We start from the raw sequence: 19,088 nt of genomic DNA on the forward strand, positions 1-19,088 counted from the left end.
GCTATTTGCTCAGTTCATGAACAACGTTGCGGCGTTTTTTCATCAGTTCGCGCGCCGTATGCATTTGCTCGGCATAGGCGGGATCGTAAGGGGAAAGACGGTAGCCGTCAGGCGTCTCGGTGATGAAGATGGTATCGCCCTTTTCCAGCTTCAGGCGCGTAAGCAATTCACGTGGCAGGATGACGCCCAGTGAGTTGCCGATCTTGGTGATTTTAAGTTCCATGGCCCGCCTCGAATCAGGAGTTTCCCAAGCCTAGACTCTAATCGTCAAAAATCGGTGTATAAACGCCTGTATATACGTGAAGAGGTAATAAGAAACCGTATTCGGAGGCGTGGGCATGTCCGCGCCTCCGCGACTTGGGCCTACTGCGCCATGCGGAATTCAATCGACAGATTTGCGCCGCTACCCGCTGCGTTTGTCTGGGACTGCGCATAGGACGCGACCTGCAACATGGGCTGGCCGCCAGGGTCTTGTTGGGCGCGCAACTGCGCCAGTAGTGGCTGATGGGCGATGAGGGCGTCGCGTAAGGCCACAGATTGTTCCAGGGCCAAGGCTTGCGCCGCGCGGCCCTGCGGCGTGCTGACATCGAGGTTCACACTGGCCACCACATTGACGATGGCCATCTTCGTGTCGTTGGTGCAACCGCCGGCCGGGGGGACGCCATAGCTATAGCAGGGCAGCTGCGATGCCAGGGTCTGAGCGACCTTTTGGGCGATAGCTTGACCTTCCGGCTTTAGGGTAGCCGTGCCCGTCACGAACAACTGGTCGGCCGTGAAGGAGAGGGTGGCCGCGTTCAAATCGCTTCTGGCCACGCTGCCCAATTGCGCATTTATCGATGACATGAAGGCGGCGCGATCGGCGGCGGCAATCGCGGTCGCCGGCTTTGCCGGTTCCGCCCCGCCCGAATAGGCGAAGCAGTGCCGGTCGCCCGATGGATCGCCGAGCACGCTACCTGGCAGGCACACAATGCGGTTTTTGGTATCGACCTCGAGGGAGGCATCACGACGTTCAAGCGCGGTCGCCGTTTGCAGGAGCAGAGCCGTCTGGCTGTCCTTGGCGCTTGTGAGGGCTGCGGTGGTGCTACGGTAATTGAGGGCGAAATAGCTAAGCAGGATGATGAAGATGAAAAGAACGCCGACCATCATGTCGGTCATGGAGACATAATAGCTCTCGCCTTCCTCGACATCCTCGGCGCGCCGGTGACGGAACTTCATGCCGCCGCCTCGCGCGACAAGGCGATTTCCAGACGCTTTAGGCTCTTGAGTTGTTCGAGCATGACTTTTTCCGGCGGCATGAATTGCACGCAGGCATCCAGGCTTTCGAATAGGGTGGCTTCCAGAGACTGGATACGCTGGCGGCGCCAGCGGGCCACGAAGCGTAAAATAATGGAGGCCAGAACCCCGGCGATCGACGTCCAGAACTTGGTGGCGGCAATGGCCAGAAGTCCCATGAGGGCGGCTTCCATACCTGCCCCCTTGGTATCGGCCATGGCGGCGGTGGCCTCGCTGAGGGCTGCCACAATGCCGAGAAAGGTCACGACCAGACCGATGGCGACAAGGATATTGGCCCACCATTCCAGGCTGCGTGCCGGTTCATCCAGGCGGTCGAAGGCTTCGGCTGCCCGTATGGACGTGGCATAGGTGTTGTCACCCGTATCGACCAGGAGGCTTCTATAGTTTGCCCATCCCAGAACCAGGGCGGCTGATGTGGAAGCATTGTTGGCCGCCCCGCCGAAGCGGACATCCAGATTTGAAAATTGGCTATAAAACGCGGCACGCGCTGCGCCGCCGCGCAAGGCTGAGAGCAGGTTCCACCGCTCACGCAGTTCTTCCTGCAAGGGCCGATACTCGCTGAAGCTTGACCAGGTGATCAAGCCTATACCGAATAGAAGAATGGCGCCGGCCAGAAGAAGCGCCACGCCGGGCGAACTGAACAGGGTGACGACGAGAGCGGTAACCGGGTCGTGCAAAACAGGCGTCCTTTTATAATCTCTATCCCGACCGCGACTTTGCCGACCGATGTGGCGAAAATAAGGACGCCGCGCACCCACACAAGCTGGACGGGCGTTGGTGCGGATGCCTAAATCTTCATCTTGGGCCGGACACGTGATAGACCGCCATCAACTCCCAAGGTTTGGCCGGTAATCCAATCGTTCGAGGGGTCGAGCAGGAAGGCTATGGCGGCCGCCACGTCTTGCGGCTTACCCAAACGTCCCAAGGCGTGCATCGATTCAGACACTTTGCGTGCCGCCTCGCTCACCGTAAGCTGTGCGGTCAACGGCGATTGCACGAGGCCGGGGGCGACCGCATTTATGCGTAAGTTCATAGGTGCATAGGTGGCTGCCGAAGACAGCATCAAGCCGATAACGCCCGCTTTGGCCGCCGCAATCGCCTCGTGATTGGCAAGCCCTTCAAGCGCGGCTGCAGACGATATGAGAACAAGGGAGCCGCCGCCAGTCATATGCTTACCGGCGGCACGAACGGTCGCAAAAGCCGTGGTCAAGGAGGCGGAGATCACGGCGTCGAACTGAGCGCGGGAGGTGAGGTGCGCTGAGCGCAGCAAAAGCGACCCGCTGCAATTGACGGCGCCGTCCAACGGGCCCGCGTCGGCGAAAACCTGCTCTACGGCATCAAAGTCGGACGCATCTATTATGTAATCCGGGGTGATTTTATCGGCGGTACGTGCGGTGGTGAGAACGCGGTGGCCTTGCGATTTCAACCGTTCGGTGGTCGCCAGACCTATGGCGCTTGATGCCGCCAAAACGAGATAATTCGCCACGCGTGTTCCCCATATGCTTGCTCAAAGACCTAAATGACCGCGAAAGGCAAACGCCTTTAGCGGGCGGATCGTTAGGTGTCGTATTGTGCGACCAGCCTTAGTTCATACGTACGCGCCCTGGTATCGGTTCATGTGCCGCCGCGATAAGCGTAAAATATATCGGCGCCGCGTCATTGGCGGGGTTGGGTGGACGTGGCAGATTGGCGATTGCCTTTGCATCGGTCGGAACAATATTTGACGTCGTCCCACACCTTCGCCCATTTTTTGCGCCAGGTGAACGGACGCTGGCACACCCCGCATAGTTTCACGGGCAGATCAGACTTTTCCGTGCGTCTTGCCATGTCAGAGGCTACCCTGGCGCATCGACCGAAGATGAGCCTGTGCCTGGCTTCGAATATTCATGCGTTTGTCTTCGCCCATTTTGTCCCAGGTTGCGTAGACATAGGGCAGGCGGGGATTGCCGGCGAAGCGCGAGCGGTGTCTGGCGAGGAAATCCCAATAGAGGGCGTTGAAGGGGCAGGCGGACTCGCCCACGGACAACTTGGGATTATAGGTGCAATCCGCGCAATAATTGCTCATGCGATTGATATAGTTACCGCTGGCGGCATAGGGCTTGGAACCGACAATCCCCCCATCGGCATGAAGAGCCATTCCGAGTGTGTTGGGTAACTCTACCCATTCGTAGGCGTCGGCATAGACGCTCAAGTACCAGTCGTGGACGTCAGCCGGCCTTAGACCAGCGATCAAGGCGAAATTGCCGGTGATCATCAGGCGTTGAATATGGTGGGAATAGGCATGTTGCCGTGTATGCGCGATCGCTTCTCGCATGCATGCCATTTTTGTTTCCCCACTCCAATAGAGCCAGGGCAAGGGCTCCTGCGCATCCAGCCCGTTGTGTTGGGCGTAGCCCGGCATGAACCGCCAGTAGATGCCGCGGATGAATTCGCGCCATCCCAGGATTTGGCGAATAAAGCCCTCGGCGGCGTTTAGCGGCACGTGCCCCTGCCGATAGGCCGCCTCCGCCGCCTGACAAATTTCCAGCGGATATAGCAGCCCCGCGTTCAAATAGGCCGATAATAACGAATGGTAGAGATAGGGCTCTCCGGCAATCATGGCATCTTGATGATCGCCAAAGTCAGGCAGAATGTCGGCTATAAAATGCTTCAGTTCGCGTAAGGCCTGGGTCCGCGTCACGGCGAAATGAAATGGCTCAAGCACACCAAAGCCGTCCGGAAATCTCTCTCGGACGAGGTCGAGTACCGCACGTGTGATGTCGTCCTTTTTAAAACTCAGACGTCGCGGTCCTTTGAGTTTGGGATTGGGCGGCTGCCTGTTGTCGGCGTCATAATTCCACTTCCCCCCGGTCGGTTGGCCGTCGGGTTCCATAAGGATACCGTAGTCCCGACGCATCTCCCGATAAAAGAATTCCATGCGCAAGCTTTGCCGCTTTTCTGCCCAGGCAGCGAACCGTTCATGCGAACACAGAAAGCGAGTATCCGGCAGATTGTGCAGCGGGACGGATAAAGTGCGTTCCAGCGCCTTGAAGGCTTCCTTCAGACGCCATTCGCCGGGCTCGGTGACCGCGACACACTGCGGTGCCAAGCATTCGACGGCACGTTCGATTTCGCCCGATAGGGTTTGCCGATTTTGCGGATCGTCAAGTGTCACGTAGCGGACATTGAATCCGGCGCGCCTAAGCGCTTCGGCAAAATGACGCATGGCTGAAAACAGGAAGGCGATTTTCTTGACGTGATGGCGCACATAGGTCGCCTCCGCCATCACCTCAGCCATCAAAATAACGTCGCTTTGCTTGTCCGCATCCATAAGGATGGGCAACCGCGAGGACAACTGATCCGCAAGGATCAGGCGGACAGCTCCGACCCGCCCGGCAGGCTTTGGCCCGGTTGTCGCCACCTCAGGCCCCAATGGCGCCAGTGGCCACCAGTTCCATAAGGAACGCCATGGCGGTTCTGCCTGTGCCGGTAAACGGGTCGAGCTTCGGTTGCGGAAAATACTTGAGCAACAGTCCCGGATTGACTAAGTCGATATTCACCTGGCCCATCGTCCAGCCCGAGAAGGCGCGTTCGGCTATTTCCTCGAACAGTAAAACGGTTACCGCCTGATGCCTGTCGTCCTGCATCAGTTTTGCCAGCAATATCGATACCTGTTCACGATCGCCTTCCAGCACCTGCACAAAGACCGATTGCGTGTGACACAACAGCCCGGTTATGCCGCGGGCTGGGTTGTTGCGGCGAGACTGGTCGAGAATGTCCGAGAGCAGGGATGCAGACAACTTTGACGTTAGACGGCTGGCGTAGAGACAACGAACAAGCATGATATGCCTCAGCGGCTGGGGGTGATAAGCGATAGAAATTCGCGTCGCAGGGCGGGGTCCTTTAGAAAGGAGCCCCGCATGACACTGTTGATCATTTTCGATTCATTGTCCTTCACGCCGCGCCAATGCATGCAGAAATGGTCTGCCTCCATGACGATAGCTAAGCCATCAGGCCGCACGCGCTCCATGAAGTGGTCGGCCAGTTGGGTGACGGCCTCTTCCTGAATCTGCGGGCGCGACATGATCCATTCGGCGACGCGGGCATATTTGGATAACCCTATCAGGTTTGAGTGACCATTGGGCATAAGCCCGATCCATAGACGGCCCATTATGGGGCAAAAATGGTGGCTGCATGCGCTTCGCACGGTGATGGGCCCCACGATCATAAGTTCGTTGAGGGCGGAGATATTCGGAAATTCCGTAACGGGCGGCGCGGGTGAATATCTGCCGGCGAACACCTCCCGTAGATACATCTTCGCGACGCGGCGTGCTGTCTCACGCGTATTGTGATCCTGCTCGACGTCTATGATAAGGCTGTCCAGTACCGCGGCAAACTTCTCGGCCACCTCGTTTTCAATCTCTATGAGTTCGCCGGTCTCGATGAAGGCTGAGATATTGTCATTGGCAAAAAAGCGTGTTTTGGCGGCTTGCAGACGTTTGCGTATGCGTGTCGACACCGGGTCGCTGTCCTCGCCGGCGGTGGGCAAATCTGGATTGATCATTCTCTCACTTCCTCAGATATTTAGCGCCTTGTGAGCCGCCTGTATCGCCACTCGTTTGACGGCGATGCGCCCTAATTAGCGATTAAGACTCCAGACACCGGCATTCAGGGCCGTTGCGAAGCACACCCAAGCCAGATAGGGAACCAGACATAGCGCAGCTATACGGTCTAGGCGCAGAAATCCGATCAAGGTCGCCACGATGGCTACGATCATCAAAGCGATGACAATCAGCGCGCCGGCGGGCGAATTCATGCCAAAGAAGACCACTGACCAAGACGCGTTCAAGGCAAGTTGGACGAGAAAGCAAGTAACGGCGAACCGTTTGTTTCGGGCATTGTCGGACACGGTCAGGATGCGCCAGAAGGCCACAGCCATCAAAACATAGAGAATCCCCCAGGCCGGTCCAAACACCCAGTTCGGCGGTGTAAAGGCCGGCTTGTGCAAATAAGCGTACCACGTCTTCAAATTGGCAAACGTGGCCAGGTTGCCGATGGCCGCGGCCGCTAGCACAAGACCGCCCGAGATAGCGGCGGCTCGCAGTGGATGTCTTCTGGTCTGTCTTGTGGCGTCCATGGCCGTCCTTTATCGTTTCGTACGTATACGTGCGAACGCGCTACTTGGTTCAGCGAAAGGCCGATTTGCGTATATTCAATCCGATATCCGGGCTACGGCCGATAACGCGGCGACATGAGACGGTCAGTCAGCGCCCGCCAAGCGCGTCTGTCTCAGCCCACGCCCTGTAGATGAACTTCGGTTTTCCGCTTGAGCATGGTGCCAAGCGTTTGCGCATAATCCCCGTTTCAAGTTTGCTTTTTTCTAAATAGGGCAAGATCAGCGAAACGTGTCGCCGGGAGACATGTTGCGATGCGCCTGTCGCGGCCTCAAACGACGGCACCTTATGCCCGCAGCCTTCGCATACAACGTAGTCACGACCATTGTGGCGGATGAACAGGGGAACAGTGAGGCAGTCCACACAGACCACATCATGATCTCGCGTAAAACGCTTCAAAGCTTTGTCGTTTGGTCCCATGTCATATGTCCTGACGGTACATACGTGATCACTTGGCGAGTGGATCAGGCCAATATGCAAATCCATATGGCATCGGTCGGTTCAGGTATGTCGGAAGCGATTGTCGCCTCAGTTTGTCTGGCCGATGACCGGGAAGGGGAGACCCGTCAAGTCTTCGCAAGTTTGCCAAAGACGTTCGGCGACGGTCAGGTCCAGCGCTTGATCGGCAATCCGGGCTTTCCCTACGCGTTGGCCGCGAACCTCCAGAATTCCTTGCGGGCCGTAGTAACACCCGCCCTCCACAGCATCGGCCGTCGCCGCATAGAGTGTCGGTAATGCGCCCGCCGCATCGGTATTGAGGGCCAGGCCGATCAGTGGCCCAAAGGCATTTCACACGACCTTTTCAATGCCGTGATAGTCGCCCGTTTTAAACAGATTGGTGCTGGCAATTCCAGGATGCGCGGCAACGGACAAGATGTCCGAACCCGCCGCGCGCAGACGTCGATTGAGTTCCAGGGCGAACATCAGATCGGCGAGCTTTGACTGCGCATAGGCTGCCATTGGCGAATACCGATGTTCGGATTGCAGATCGTCAAAATTGATACGGCCACGTTTGTGCGCGATAGAGGCAAGCGTGACGACGCGGGGCGCATCGGTAATATTAGCGCTGATGGCGTGTTGAAGGGCCGGCATTAAAAGGGCGGTCAAGGCGAAATGCCCCAGCACATTGGTTCCGAACTGCAATTCGAAGCCATCCGCTGTTTCAAGCCGGCGCGGCGGAGCCATCACGCCGGCATTGTTTATCAGGCAGTGCAGTGGCTGGCCTTGGTTCAGCACGCTTTCGGCAAAGCGCTTCACCGATGAGAGCAAACCCAGGTCGAGATGGCCAAGGATAAGGCGGGCGTCAGGCACGCTCTGGCGGATAGCCTGGAGGGCAGCGTTTCCCCGAACTTTGTCACGGCAGGCAAGCGTAACCTGTGCCCCCTTCGCGGCCAAGACCAGCGCCGCCTGATATCCTATGCCACTATTCGCGCCGGTTATGAGCATATTACGGCCCTCTAAAGAGGGTATATTGGCGGGCGTCCATTCCGTCTTCGCAGATCTGTTCGCCGTCACGAATTGCGCTCCCAGTTCAAGATGTTACACCGCCAATAAACAGGTATTGTGGTATGGCCATGGCGTTTAGGCGGGTTATGCCGCAGTTGCGGTTGGCACCTTGCCTCGCCCTATTGCCCGATTCAGAGCGAAAACGTGATCCGATTGCCGACATAAGGACGGATAACCTTCCCAGGCATTAGCCGTGTTGCCTCGGTAATAAACACTTCACCCGTACAATGCATGGGAATGATGTAGTTGGGGTTGATATCCTTTAGCGCAGCCGCTGTTGCCTTGGCCTCTTCTTCTGTCCGGGGTCTCACAAGATGAAAACCGCCCATGACGGCATGGATCTTCTCGACGCCGGACACGCGCTGCGCCTGGCGAATGGTGTTTAAAATGCCGCGATGTCCACAGGATGAAATCACCACGAGCCCCAGGCCTTTGACGACATAGGCGGTGGCCAGTTCGTGTTCGCCGTCATCTTGCAGCAGAGCTTTATCGCGTTTGGACGGCGACAGCAACGCGACCTCACAGCCCACTCCCGGACGCATCTGAGTCGGGATAGCGGCGCGCTCGGCCGTCGACATCGGTATGATACCGGTGGTGAACGCCTGATCCGCAATAATCACGGGGTCAGGGCGTGTCAGAACAACAAAGCCCGCATCACTCAATCCCGCGCGATCCAGCGCCCCCATTATAATGGGTGGGTTGCCGCCAAGGCCGGTACGTTCGCAAAAGGCTTCTTCTTCGCCGACGTAAAGTGGAAGAGGGCGGTCCGGCTTTCGGGCTGCGAACAGTCCTCGATAGCCACCATAGTGGTCGATATGACCGTGGCTAAGAACAGCGGCGTCAATTTGCGTCGGATCTATCCCGAGCTCGGTAATGTTGTTCGCCAGGACATCGTAGGTAAAGCCGAAATCGATTAAAATGCGTCGGGTTTGCCCGACCATACGCGACTCATTGAGGAGCGAAAGGCCAAATTGGCCCTCCAAGGTTTTCCCAGTCATCCTGGCGGCAGGCGGTCTCTTGCTACTGCTGCGTTCAATAAGCAGTCCAGGGCGTTTCACATCGTCCAGAAAGGGTCCAAACTGAGCGCTATCAACCAGAACCTGGGTTGAGAGGCTATCGACGACGGGTACCGTTAGTAATGGACTTGCCCGCGTGGTGGTAGATAGCGCGCCCGCCACCGCTGCGCCGGCCACCATAAACGATCTGCGTGAGGGATAGGAAAATGCCATTTGCAGTCCCCGGCTCTATTCGGACGAAGGTGTGATTTCAAATCCAAGGTGTTGAGCCAAACCTATTCCCTAGCCTTTGTCCAGCTTTAAAAAGCGGCAAGGTTTATGGGAAAACGTGCTCGGCCTTGCACCGGACGTTGATCACCTAACCGGTACAAGCCGCCGAGAATACAGACGAGGGCTGTCTGCCCCCATCCGGTTGATGCCCTGACCATATCAACGCGACAGCTACCTCATTACGAGTGTAGCATGGGGCGACACCGCAAATTCGCAGCAAAACATAGCCTGATTCAGATTCTGGGAATAACTTTAAATTATTGAAAATGTTATCTTATTTTCGGCGGGCTCACTTTTCAACTCATTTAGACAAGCATGCTTGTTCTGTGTTAAGCTTTTCATCTCAGAGGGGGAGAGCATGAAATATTTTAATTTTGCCAGATATATGGCCCTGGTGCCGCTGATTTTTGGTCTGACACAGTGCGATGTGATCGAAGCCATTCACAACCCAAAGCCGAAAGAGGGCCCCTACAGCTTCGACCTGATCCTAAAGACGTCACCAAAGGCGGAGGTGACATTGAAAAGCGCTGAAAACCTATACGTCGATGCCTTTTACTATGGTCACGCCAAGCCCGCCTTTATTGGCGAAGCCGACACACTTCACCGCATATATCTCGGCCGGGAAATATTTAAATATGCCAATAGTGCTCGTAGGGTCCATCTGTATGGAAGCCCCCTTGACGCAAAAAAGTTGCCGCAAACGAGTGAGGGTGAACCTCAGGTTCTTGTGTCCGTTGACAGCACCGGCATGCCCGGAAAGGCGGTAACATGCCACACGTTCACAGGGTCGATCCGACTGGCTCGCCAGAAACCGCCGGTGCTTTTTTGTGAACTCGAAACCGAGAGCTATTGGGCAAACGAAGGGGCAAGCCACTGAGGTCTATACAAAACGCCACGGCTATTACCGGGCTTGTTGACCCTCCGCTGCCTCCCATCGCTTCGGGTAGTGGCGCTGGGGTATATCTGCCTATACTAAGGCCCGCATAGATGCGATCACGGGCACCCGTTCATTGGGTGCCCGTGGGTAAGGATCAGGCTTGGATGAAGGCAAGTAGGTCCGGGTTGATAACGTCGGCATGGGTGGTCAGCATGCCGTGCGGATAGCCCTCATAGATTTTCAAGGTGCCGTTCTTGACCAGCTTGATGGCTTCCAGGGCGGCGGCTTTATAGGGCACGATCTGATCGTCATCGCCGTGCATGATCAGGACCGGCACGTCTATTGCCTTCAGGTCTTCGCTCTGATCGGTTTCCGAAAACGCCTTGATGCCTTCATAATGGGCCTTCGCGCTGCCCATCATGCCCTGACGCCACCAGTTGTCGATCACCCCGTCAATAGGTTTTATGCCTTCGCGGTTGAAGCCATAGAACGGGATGGGCAGATCCTTGAAGAACTGGGTCCGATTGGTGGCTGTCTGTTCGCGCAGGCCATCGAACACGCTTATGGGTAAGCCCAGCGGGAAGGCGTCTGTCTTCAGCATGATGGGGGTAACGGCGCTGACCAGGACGGCCTTGGCGACACGGCCATTGCCATAGCGAGCGACATAGCGGGCGACCTGACCGCCACCGGTCGAGTGGCCGATATGGACGGCGTTCTTCAGGTCCAGGGCCTCGACCACCGCATTGGCATCGGCGGCGTAGGTGTCCATATCGTGACCATCGCTGACCTGAGTCGAGCGGCCATGCCCGCGGCGGTCAAAGGCGACAACGCGATAGCCCTTACCCAGGAAATAAAGCATTTGGGTGTCCCAGTCGTCGGACGACAGGGGCCAGCCGTGATGGAAGACGATCGGTTGGGCGGTCTTGGGGCCCCAGTCCTTATAGTAGATTTCGGTACCGTCTTGGGTGGTGACATAGCTATTGCTGGTCATGGTCGTATCTCCGATTTGTGATGGGATTTGAAGGTTTGGCTTACGCTTGAGCCTGTCCCGATCTGACTGCATCAGATCGGCGCTCTAATTTTTTACTTTTACGCGCTTTTTATACGAAAAGCGCTTTGGGCGACTAAAAACGGCCGTTAGGCGGCGTCTACGAGAACAAGTTCCGAGTCTTCCAAGGCAGTGACGCGGATAAGCGCTTCATCCGCGATCGCGGCGCCGTCTCGGGTGTCGATGCGTACCCCGTTGACGGTAACCGATCCGGCCGATGGGACAAGGTAGCCATTGCGGCCGGCCAGACTATATTCCGCTGTTTCTCCGGCTTTCAAGGTCGCACCCAGGACGCGGGCGTCGGCACGAATGGGCAGGGCGTCATCGTCGTTGGCGAAACCGCTGGCCAAGGCCACGAACTTGCCGGACCGGTCGCCCTTGGGGAATGGCTTGGTGCCCCAGGCCGGTCCTTTTCCGGTTTCGCTCGGCAGGATCCAGATCTGGAAGATGCGGGTAACGCCTGGCTCCTGGTTATACTCGGAATGACGGATGCCGCTGCCGGCGCTCATGACTTGCACATCGCCCGCTTCGGTGCGGCCTTTGTTACCAAGGTTGTCCTGATGGGTGATGGCGCCTTCGCGCACATAGGTGATGATTTCCATATCGGCGTGCGGATGGGGCGGGAAGCCAGTCCCGGGTGCGATCGTATCGTCGTTCCAGACGCGCAGATTGCCCCATTGGTCGCGGGCGCGATCCCGATAGCTGGCAAACGAAAAATGGTGTTTGGCGTCCAGCCAACCGTGGTTGGCGCCACCGAGGCTGTTAAAAGGTCTACGTTCGATCATGGTTATATCTCCACTTGCTAAAATTGCCGGCCGCCGTGTGCGTCCTGTCTGAACACACTATGGACTTTTGCCATGACCTCTGAAATACAAATGATAGAAAGAAACCATTTCGAAAAATGACATCATGAAGTTGCCAGACTTTGAAGCCTGGGCCGTTTTTGCCAAGGTGGCCGAAACCGGTTCGTTCGTTGCGGCGTCCCAGGACCTGGGGCTTTCTCAGGCGACGGTGTCAAAACTGATCGGCCGGCTGGAGACGAAACTGGGCGCAACCCTGTTTCATCGCACCTCACGCCGCGTCGCCTTATCCGAAAGCGGTCTGGCGGCGTTGGAGGGCGCCACACGTTTGCTGGCCAGCGCAGAAGCCCTGGAAACGGAGGCGTGGGCCCTGGCCGCACGGCCGCGTGGCGTGGTGCGCATGACGGCGCCCATGTCGTTTGGCATTGCGCATCTCGGGGCCATGCTACCGGAATTTTTCGCCCTCTATCCGGAGGTGACGGTCGACCTGACCTTGGCCGACCATTTCATCGACATTGTCGAAGACGGCTTTGATGTGGCATTGCGCATTTCTGATCTGGAGGATTCCAGTCTGATGGCGCGGCGATTGGCGCCGGTTCGTATACTGCCTGTCGGGGCGCCGAGCTATTTTGATCGGCGTGGACGCCCAACTCACCCCAAGGACCTTACCGATCATGTCGGGCTTGTCTATACGAATGGCCGTGCCAAAGGCATGTGGCGCTTCCAGCACGCCACGGATGGGCAGTATTCCGTATCCGTGCCGGGCCCGTTACGGGTGAACAACGCCGATATTCTCCGTCCGGCCCTTATTGGCGGCGCGGGCATAGCCATGCAGCCAGATTTTCTTGTGTGGGACGATATCCAGGCGGGGCGTCTGGAGATTGCCATTCCTGGCTGGGCGCCCCCGCCTTTATCCCTTTATCTCGTGACCCCTCCCGGCACGCTGCGTCCGGCCCGCGTTCAGGTTCTGATGGCCTTTCTTGTCGGGAAGATCGCCAAGGCCAACTGGACGCAAGGGGGAACATAGGTGCCTGGGAGTGAAACCATTCTTCGAGTGAGGCAACGACCCATTAACGGAGTCGCCTCCCAGGCATAAACCTTGCAGGTAAAGGTATTCCTGACGCGGGAATGCCGGAAATGAGACACATCAGGTACGCAGAAACGAAACCGCCATACGCGAAAGCGAAGGCACGCAAGATCACGACTAGGCCGACGGCTTATGGCAATGTCGAGCAGACGAGGGCGCCTTCAGCGCATATCTGGTTGTATGTTGCTGGCATCGCGTTGATACTGACCGGCATGGCTCTTATCATTTGGTGGCCGTGACGAAAGCCGTATGTGGGCGTGTGGCCCTTACCTCTAGAAGGCCGCGGCAACCCGCTTACGCCAGCATATGGCAATGTTCTAACATCGATGTCGAGACGGTGTCATCGGGCGTTGTGTAGTTCCGTTTCGGGCGACGATATAACGGGAGAAGTCATCGAGGATGGTGACAGTTAGAACTCGCCCCAGCGTATGATATTAGAGTAGGTGAAGTCCCTCCGCACATTTGCTTCGGCTCTATCGTCTTGCTGTGATATTCGTCCGCCGCCTTCATCACCAAATAGGCAGGCTAGCGGTCGAAGTAGGAACCAGCTATACCGCTATGACTCTGTCAGCCAAACCTGTTACCGAAACAGCAGTAGCACCCGTCGCGAAAGCCGTAACTGAGGCAGTTCAATAGCTTGAGAAGTAAGCGGTCAATAGTACAATGGCACGGAAGCGCCGATGGGCGCATAATTCGTTTTGAGGGGGGGGGATTGCGGCGAATTCTTACCATATTGGGCGGCTCGTTCGTGATTATTCTTGTGGCCGCAATGGCAATATGGAGCACCTTTCCGAGCCGCTTTGGAGATAGTTATCGCGTCTTATCGGTAGCAGATGGACGTATTTATCCGCATAGCATGAAGGGGGATATTATTTACGTTAATATGTCAGATCTACATATGCTGGAAGTATTCGACTTTGGACTTCCTTGCCTATTGTTCTTAATATTAATTACAGGGTTTTTGCACAGACGGTTAAAATAGATTTCGAGAGATTGCTGACAAAGACGGGATATCATTATAGCCTGCCAGCATGGCTGTTCATGACCGCGCAGAACTTGACCACGTCCGTCGTCGTGTACGCAGCACGACGATCGGTTCGCTTATGTCGGACACAAAGTGGCGAAAGGTGTTTGCGGCGATTCAGGCGCATCAAGAATTGGAACTGCGCCAATGCATAATTAAGTTCATTGACAGCCCTGAAGAACGAATTGGAAATCCAGGCGCCTGTTTGCACGTCCCTCGCCCTTGGGTCGACACGACTTCGTTCGGTCCAATCCCGCTCCGATCAATCGAATGGCTGTTGTTTCCACGTATTGCAGAGTATCAGACAGGTCGTACGACTCCAGCCCACCTTGTTCGTCAGGACGTGGACGGGGCTATGCGCGTTCTGACTGGCTTGGGGCAGTTGCCGCTGGAGATGACCGAACGGGGCTTGATAATTCGCGGGTATATCCGAACGGCTTAGGTGCGCCGCCCGCTATTAAGGCAATCCGCTAGATATTTGCCCTAGTTCAGACTCGTGTCGTCCCCGAGGGCCCTGTAAAGGGCGACTAGGTTGGTCGCGCGCAAGGCCTGAAGACTAATGAGCGTTTGCTGGGCGCTGTAGAGGGTGCGCTGGGCATCGAGCAGGACAAGATAACTATCCGAGCCAGTATCGTAGCGCGCTTGTGACAGGGTCAGGCTACGACTTGCGGCATTGGTGGCGGCGGTCTGGGCACTCAGGCGTTCGTCGATGCGCGACCTTACGGCCAAGGCGTCACTCACGTCTGAAAACGCCGATTGAATCGCCTTTTCGTATTGCGCCACGGCGATATCGCGGTTGATCTTGGCGCTGTCCAGGCCCGCGCGATTGGCGCCGCCGGCGAAGATCGGCACGCTGATGGCGGGCGAGAAGCTCCAGGTATTGGTACCCGATTTGAACAAGCCGTCGAGGTCGGAACTGGATGAGCCGGTTGAGCCGGTCAAGGTGATGCGCGGGAAGAAGGCGGCACGGGCCGCGCCGATATTGGCATTGGCCGATTTGAGGTCGTGTTCGGCCGTCAGCACATCGGGACGCGCCAGCAGTACGTCGGACGGCAGTCCGACCGGCAGGGCATCGATCACCAAGCCGGAGGTGAGGCCGTCAGGCAATAGGTCCGGCGTCAGGGGAGCGCCGACAAGCAATGTCAGGGCGGCTTTGTCTTGGTCGATGACGGTTTCAAGGCGTGCGACATCCGCACGCGCGGTTTCAGCCTGGACTGTGATCTGGTTGAGATCAAGATCGCTCAGGACGCCGATGCGAGCGCGACCTTCGGCGATCTTCAAGGTGTCCAGCTGTCCGGCCTGGGTCTGCTTTGCCAGACGCAAAGCGTCCTGATCGGCGGCCAGTGTCAGCCATTGCTGCGCGACGGCGGCGATCAGGCTGATCTGAACGGCGTTGCGGTTTTCACGTTCGGCGAAAAAGCTTTCGAGGGCGGCATCCTTCAGCGAGCGGACGCGCCCGAAGAGATCCACTTCGTAAGCGGCCAGACCCAGATTGGCGCTGTAGGTGTCGCTGGTCTGGTTACGGGTGCTGGTTCCCGATGCGTTGATCGCAGGCAGGAGGGCTGAGCGTTGGATGCGGTACTGGGCCTGAGCATGATCGATATTCAGAGCGGCGACCCGCAGGTCGCGATTCTGGGCGATTGCCAGGTCTATGGTCGACTGCAGGCGCTTATCGAGGAATAGGTCGCGCCACTTCAAATGAACGTCGGCCGTGGTGGGCGTGTCGATGGGCCATTGCGACGCCACGGGAGGCGCGGGCCGGACATATTTAGGCGCCAGTGTGCAGGCGCTCAATGTCACGGCGCTGAGCGTGAGCATCAGGGTCAGTTTAGCGTTTTGCATTTTTCGCCTCCTCACGCGCCGCGATGTCTTGCGGCCTATTGTCATGACGGAACAGGCGTTGCACCAAGACGAAGAAAAGCGGCACAAAGAAGATGGCCAGGAAGGTCGCCGACAGAACGCCGCCGATCAGGCCCGTGCCGATAGCATGCTGCGAGGCAGAGCCGGCCGAATTGGCCAGGGCCAGGGGCATGATCCCGAAAGTAAAGGCCAGCGACGTCATGATGATGGGACGCAGGCGGATACGGACGGCTTCGAGGGTGGCATCGATCAGGGTGCGGCCTTCTTCGTGCAGCAGCTTGGCGAACTCGACGATCAATATGGCGTTCTTGGCCGACAAACCCATGGTGGCCAGCAGGCCGACTTGGAAGTAGATGTCGTTATCGAGGCCGCGGAACCAAGTGGCCAGAAGGGCGCCGAAAACGCCGAGAGGCACCACAAGGATGACAGCGAACGGGATGGACCAGCTTTCATAAAGCGCCGCCAGCAACAGAAAGACGACGAGGATGGAAAGCGCATAAAGGGCAGGGGCCTGGGCGCCGGATTCCTTTTCCTGCAGCGAGATGCCTGTCCATTCAAATCCGACGCCCGCCGGCAGTTGTTTAGTCAGTTCTTCCATCTTGTCCATGGCCTTGCCGTTCGATTGGCCAGCGGCGGCTGTGCCCTGAATCTCCATCGAACCCGCGCCATTATAGCGCTGGAGCTGTGGCGGTCCGAAGGTCCAGCGTGAGGTGCCAAACGTCGAGAAGGGCACCATCTCGCCGGCGGAATTGCGCAGATACCACCGGTTGATGTCCTCAGGCTGGCTGCGGAACTCCCTGTCCCCCTGAACATAGACTCGCTTGATGCGGCCGCGATCGATGAAGTCGTTGACATAGGTTCCGCCGAGCGCGGTGCCGAGCAGGGAATTGATGTTGGCCACCGAAACGCCCATGGCGCCGGCCCGGGCATTGTCGATATCGAGCTTGAGTTGCGGGGTGTCGTCCTGAATATTGGCGCGGACATTGCTCAGAAGCGGGTCTTTCGCCGCCATACTGATAAGCTGATCGCTGGCTGCCGCGAGGGTTTCATGACCGACGCCGCCCACGTCCTTAAGCTGGAGGTCGAAACCGGACGAATTGCCCAGTTCACGCACCGCCGGCGGGATCATTGGGAACACGCGCGCGGTGTGGATCTGCGAGAACTGCTTGTTGACGCGCTCAACGAGCGCAAACACCTTCATATTGTCGTCGTGACGCTCCTTGAAGTCCTTCATACGCACGAACGACATACCTTGGTTTTCACCCGAGCCGGAGCCGCCGAAACCGGCGATAGTAAAGACATATTTGACAGACGGGTCCTTCTGATAGACGTCCTGCACCTGCTTTAGTACGGCAATCGTCTTGTCGGTCTTCGAGCCGACCGGCAACTGTACCTGCGTCATCAGGGCGCCCTGGTCTTCATCGGGAAGGAAAGAGGTTGGCAAGGTCATAGCCAGCCCCACCACAGCCGCAATGATAGCGGCATAGACGACCATGAAGAGGCCGGGCGTGCGGATAATCCCCTTGACCGATTTTTGATACCGGTTGGAAAAGACCTGGAAGCCTCGGTTGAAACCGGAGAAGAAGCCCTTGACCTTGACGTCCTCTTCGGGAGCGTGTGGATCATGCTCTGCCGCGCCTTCGACCTTTTTGGGCGCCTTCAGCAAGGTGGCGCAAAGAGGCGGCGTCAGGACCAGGGCGACGATAACCGACAGGGCCATGGCCGACACGAGGGTGACGGAGAACTGGCGATAGATGATGCCCTGCGTGCCGCCAAAGAAGGCCATTGGCACGAACATCGCGGCCAGAACCGAGGCCACGCCCACCAGGGCGCCGGTAATCTCATCCATCGATTTCTGCGTGGCTTCGAGCGGGCCCAAGCCTTCTTCGTGCATGACGCGCTCGACGTTCTCGACCACGACGATAGCGTCATCGACCAGAAGGCCGATGGCCAGTACAAGACCGAACATGGTCAGGGTGTTGATCGAATAGCCGAAGACAGCAAGGATGCCGAAGGTGCCCAGGAGAACCACCGGCACGGCGATGGTGGGAATGAGGGTGGCGCGCCAGTTTTGCAGGAACAGAAACATGATCAGGAAAACCAGCACGATCGCTTCGATCAGGGTCTTGACCACGTCCTCGATCGCCAGCTTGACGAATTCGGTCGAGTCATTGGGGATCGCGTATTTGACGCCGGGAGGGAAGGAGGGTTCCAATTCCTTGATCTTTGCCTTGATCAAATCAGCGGTTTTCAACGCATTGGCGCCGGTGGCCAGGGTGATCTGCATGCCGGATGCGGTGTGGCCGTTCAGACGGGCGATATTGCCGTAGGATTGCGGCCCAAGCTCGGCGCGCGCGACGTCACGCAGATAAACCGGCGTGCCAGCGGTGTTGTTCTTGACGATGATGTTCTCAAACTGCGCTGCCGTCTGGAGCTGCGATTGCGCCGTTATGGTGGCGGTCAACGCCGTATCCGGCTTAGCCGGATCGGCGCCGAGATTGCCGGCGGAGACCTGCGTGTTCTGGGCTTGGATGGCGGCCACGACGTCGGCCGGCGTCAAGCTGTAACTGGCGAGCTTGTCGGCGTTGAGCCAGATGCGCATGGCATATTGCGAGCCGAACACGCGCGTGTCGCCCACGCCTTCGATGCGCGAGATTGGATCGTTCAGGTTGGAAGCGATCCAATCGCCCAGGTCGGCGTTGGAAAGGCTCTCATCTTCCGTATAGAGCGAAATGGCCATCAGGGTCGAGCCTGAGGCCTTGTTGACGCGCAGGCCCAAGGTCTGCACATCGGTGGGTAAGCGGCGCAACACCGAATTGGCCTGATTCTGCACCTGAACCTGAGCGACGTCGGGGTCGGTGCCGGCCTCGAAAACCAGTGTGACTGATCCTGAGCCAGTCGAAGAGGTCGAGGTCATGTATTTCAGGCCGTCGAGCCCGGTCATGCCCTGTTCGATCACCTGCGTCACCGAATCCTCAACCACCTTGGCGGAGGCGCCGGTGTAGGTAGCGGAGACCGTCACCTGCGGCAGGGCGATCTTCGGGTATTGCTCGATCGGCAGGGTGAAGATGGCCAGCGTACCGGCCAACATGATGACGATGGCGATGACCCAGGCAAAGATCGGCCGGACGATAAAAAAGCGCGACAGCATAAC

General features: G+C 57.6%; 19 protein-coding genes. 4 read left to right on the forward strand and 15 right to left on the reverse strand.

What is annotated here, in order from left to right:
• Position 1: 1 nt before the first annotated feature.
• The 9 genes from RCJ00_RS09175 to RCJ00_RS09215 form a co-directional block, all read right to left on the reverse strand.
• Positions 2–223, reverse strand: coding sequence for an AbrB/MazE/SpoVT family DNA-binding domain-containing protein (locus tag RCJ00_RS09175; RefSeq protein WP_316221516.1), 222 nt, complete (start codon positions 221–223; stop codon positions 2–4).
• A 140-nt stretch (positions 224–363) separates the two neighbouring features.
• Entirely contained in the window at positions 364–1,215 is an 852-nt protein-coding gene (locus RCJ00_RS09180; RefSeq protein WP_316221518.1) for a hypothetical protein, read from the reverse strand.
• Positions 1,212–1,970 carry a hypothetical protein gene (locus tag RCJ00_RS09185; protein WP_316221520.1) on the reverse strand — a complete coding sequence of 253 codons (759 nt, stop codon included), beginning with the start codon at positions 1,968–1,970 and terminating at the stop codon, positions 1,212–1,214. Before RCJ00_RS09185 ends, RCJ00_RS09180 begins: the two co-directional genes overlap by 4 nt.
• 110 nt (positions 1,971–2,080) lie before the next feature.
• A complete protein-coding gene (locus tag RCJ00_RS09190; RefSeq protein WP_316221522.1) occupies positions 2,081–2,779 on the reverse strand; it encodes an SDR family NAD(P)-dependent oxidoreductase in 699 nt (232 codons plus the stop codon).
• A 170-nt stretch (positions 2,780–2,949) separates the two neighbouring features.
• Entirely contained in the window at positions 2,950–3,120 is a 171-nt protein-coding gene (locus tag RCJ00_RS09195) for a DUF2256 domain-containing protein (RefSeq protein ID WP_316221523.1), read from the reverse strand.
• A gap of 1 nt (position 3,121) precedes the next feature.
• Positions 3,122–4,693 carry a cryptochrome/photolyase family protein gene (locus RCJ00_RS09200; RefSeq protein ID WP_316221524.1) on the reverse strand — a complete coding sequence of 524 codons (1,572 nt, stop codon included), beginning with the start codon at positions 4,691–4,693 and terminating at the stop codon, positions 3,122–3,124.
• A 1-nt stretch (position 4,694) separates the two neighbouring features.
• Positions 4,695–5,114, reverse strand: a complete 420-nt coding sequence (locus tag RCJ00_RS09205; protein ID WP_316221525.1) for a BLUF domain-containing protein — start codon at positions 5,112–5,114, stop codon at positions 4,695–4,697.
• An 8-nt stretch (positions 5,115–5,122) separates the two neighbouring features.
• The gene (gene folE, locus RCJ00_RS09210; protein WP_316221526.1) at positions 5,123–5,836 is read right to left on the reverse strand and encodes a GTP cyclohydrolase I; all 714 of its coding nucleotides are present in this window, start codon (positions 5,834–5,836) and stop codon (positions 5,123–5,125) included.
• A gap of 75 nt (positions 5,837–5,911) precedes the next feature.
• The gene (locus RCJ00_RS09215) at positions 5,912–6,409 is read right to left on the reverse strand and encodes a TspO/MBR family protein (protein WP_316221527.1); all 498 of its coding nucleotides are present in this window, start codon (positions 6,407–6,409) and stop codon (positions 5,912–5,914) included.
• Positions 6,410–6,890: 481 nt separating this feature from the next.
• Between RCJ00_RS09215 and RCJ00_RS09220 the strand changes: the two genes are divergently transcribed.
• Positions 6,891–7,181, forward strand: a complete 291-nt coding sequence (locus RCJ00_RS09220) for a hypothetical protein (RefSeq protein ID WP_316221528.1) — start codon at positions 6,891–6,893, stop codon at positions 7,179–7,181.
• A gap of 54 nt (positions 7,182–7,235) precedes the next feature.
• Here RCJ00_RS09220 and RCJ00_RS09225 read toward each other — a convergent pair whose 3' ends face one another.
• Both RCJ00_RS09225 and RCJ00_RS09230 read right to left on the reverse strand, forming a co-directional pair.
• Positions 7,236–7,892 (reverse strand): SDR family NAD(P)-dependent oxidoreductase, encoded by a 657-nt coding sequence (locus RCJ00_RS09225; protein ID WP_316221529.1) that lies wholly within the window; start codon positions 7,890–7,892, stop codon positions 7,236–7,238.
• A gap of 191 nt (positions 7,893–8,083) precedes the next feature.
• Complete coding sequence (locus RCJ00_RS09230) at positions 8,084–9,181, reverse strand: MBL fold metallo-hydrolase (protein ID WP_316221530.1); 1,098 nt, start codon at positions 9,179–9,181, stop codon at positions 8,084–8,086.
• Between the two features lie 415 nt (positions 9,182–9,596).
• Between RCJ00_RS09230 and RCJ00_RS09235 the strand changes: the two genes are divergently transcribed.
• Entirely contained in the window at positions 9,597–10,115 is a 519-nt protein-coding gene (locus tag RCJ00_RS09235; protein WP_316221531.1) for a hypothetical protein, read from the forward strand.
• A 154-nt stretch (positions 10,116–10,269) separates the two neighbouring features.
• On the opposite strand, the gene RCJ00_RS09240 is transcribed toward RCJ00_RS09235, so the two are convergent.
• A complete protein-coding gene (locus RCJ00_RS09240; RefSeq protein WP_316221533.1) occupies positions 10,270–11,106 on the reverse strand; it encodes an alpha/beta fold hydrolase in 837 nt (278 codons plus the stop codon).
• 146 nt (positions 11,107–11,252) lie between these two features.
• Positions 11,253–11,948, reverse strand: a complete 696-nt coding sequence (locus tag RCJ00_RS09245) for a pirin family protein (protein ID WP_316221535.1) — start codon at positions 11,946–11,948, stop codon at positions 11,253–11,255.
• Positions 11,949–12,072: 124 nt separating this feature from the next.
• Here RCJ00_RS09245 and RCJ00_RS09250 point away from each other — a divergent pair, with 124 nt between their 5' ends.
• Positions 12,073–12,990: a LysR family transcriptional regulator gene (locus RCJ00_RS09250; protein WP_316221536.1), complete on the forward strand. Its 918-nt coding sequence runs from the start codon at positions 12,073–12,075 to the stop codon at positions 12,988–12,990.
• A 1,091-nt stretch (positions 12,991–14,081) separates the two neighbouring features.
• Entirely contained in the window at positions 14,082–14,516 is a 435-nt protein-coding gene (locus tag RCJ00_RS20650) for a DUF6678 family protein (protein ID WP_411267529.1), read from the forward strand.
• A gap of 41 nt (positions 14,517–14,557) precedes the next feature.
• On the opposite strand, the gene RCJ00_RS09255 is transcribed toward RCJ00_RS20650, so the two are convergent.
• On the reverse strand, positions 14,558–15,916 hold the full coding sequence (locus RCJ00_RS09255; RefSeq protein ID WP_316221537.1) for an efflux transporter outer membrane subunit: 1,359 nt from the start codon (positions 15,914–15,916) through the stop codon (positions 14,558–14,560).
• The gene (locus RCJ00_RS09260; protein ID WP_316221538.1) at positions 15,903–19,085 is read right to left on the reverse strand and encodes an efflux RND transporter permease subunit; all 3,183 of its coding nucleotides are present in this window, start codon (positions 19,083–19,085) and stop codon (positions 15,903–15,905) included. The genes RCJ00_RS09255 and RCJ00_RS09260 overlap by 14 nt, the downstream gene beginning before the upstream one ends.
• Positions 19,086–19,088: the final 3 nt, after the last annotated feature.

This window comes from Asticcacaulis aquihabitans (genome assembly GCF_032490435.1).
Taxonomy (GTDB): Bacteria; Pseudomonadota; Alphaproteobacteria; order Caulobacterales; family Caulobacteraceae; genus Asticcacaulis.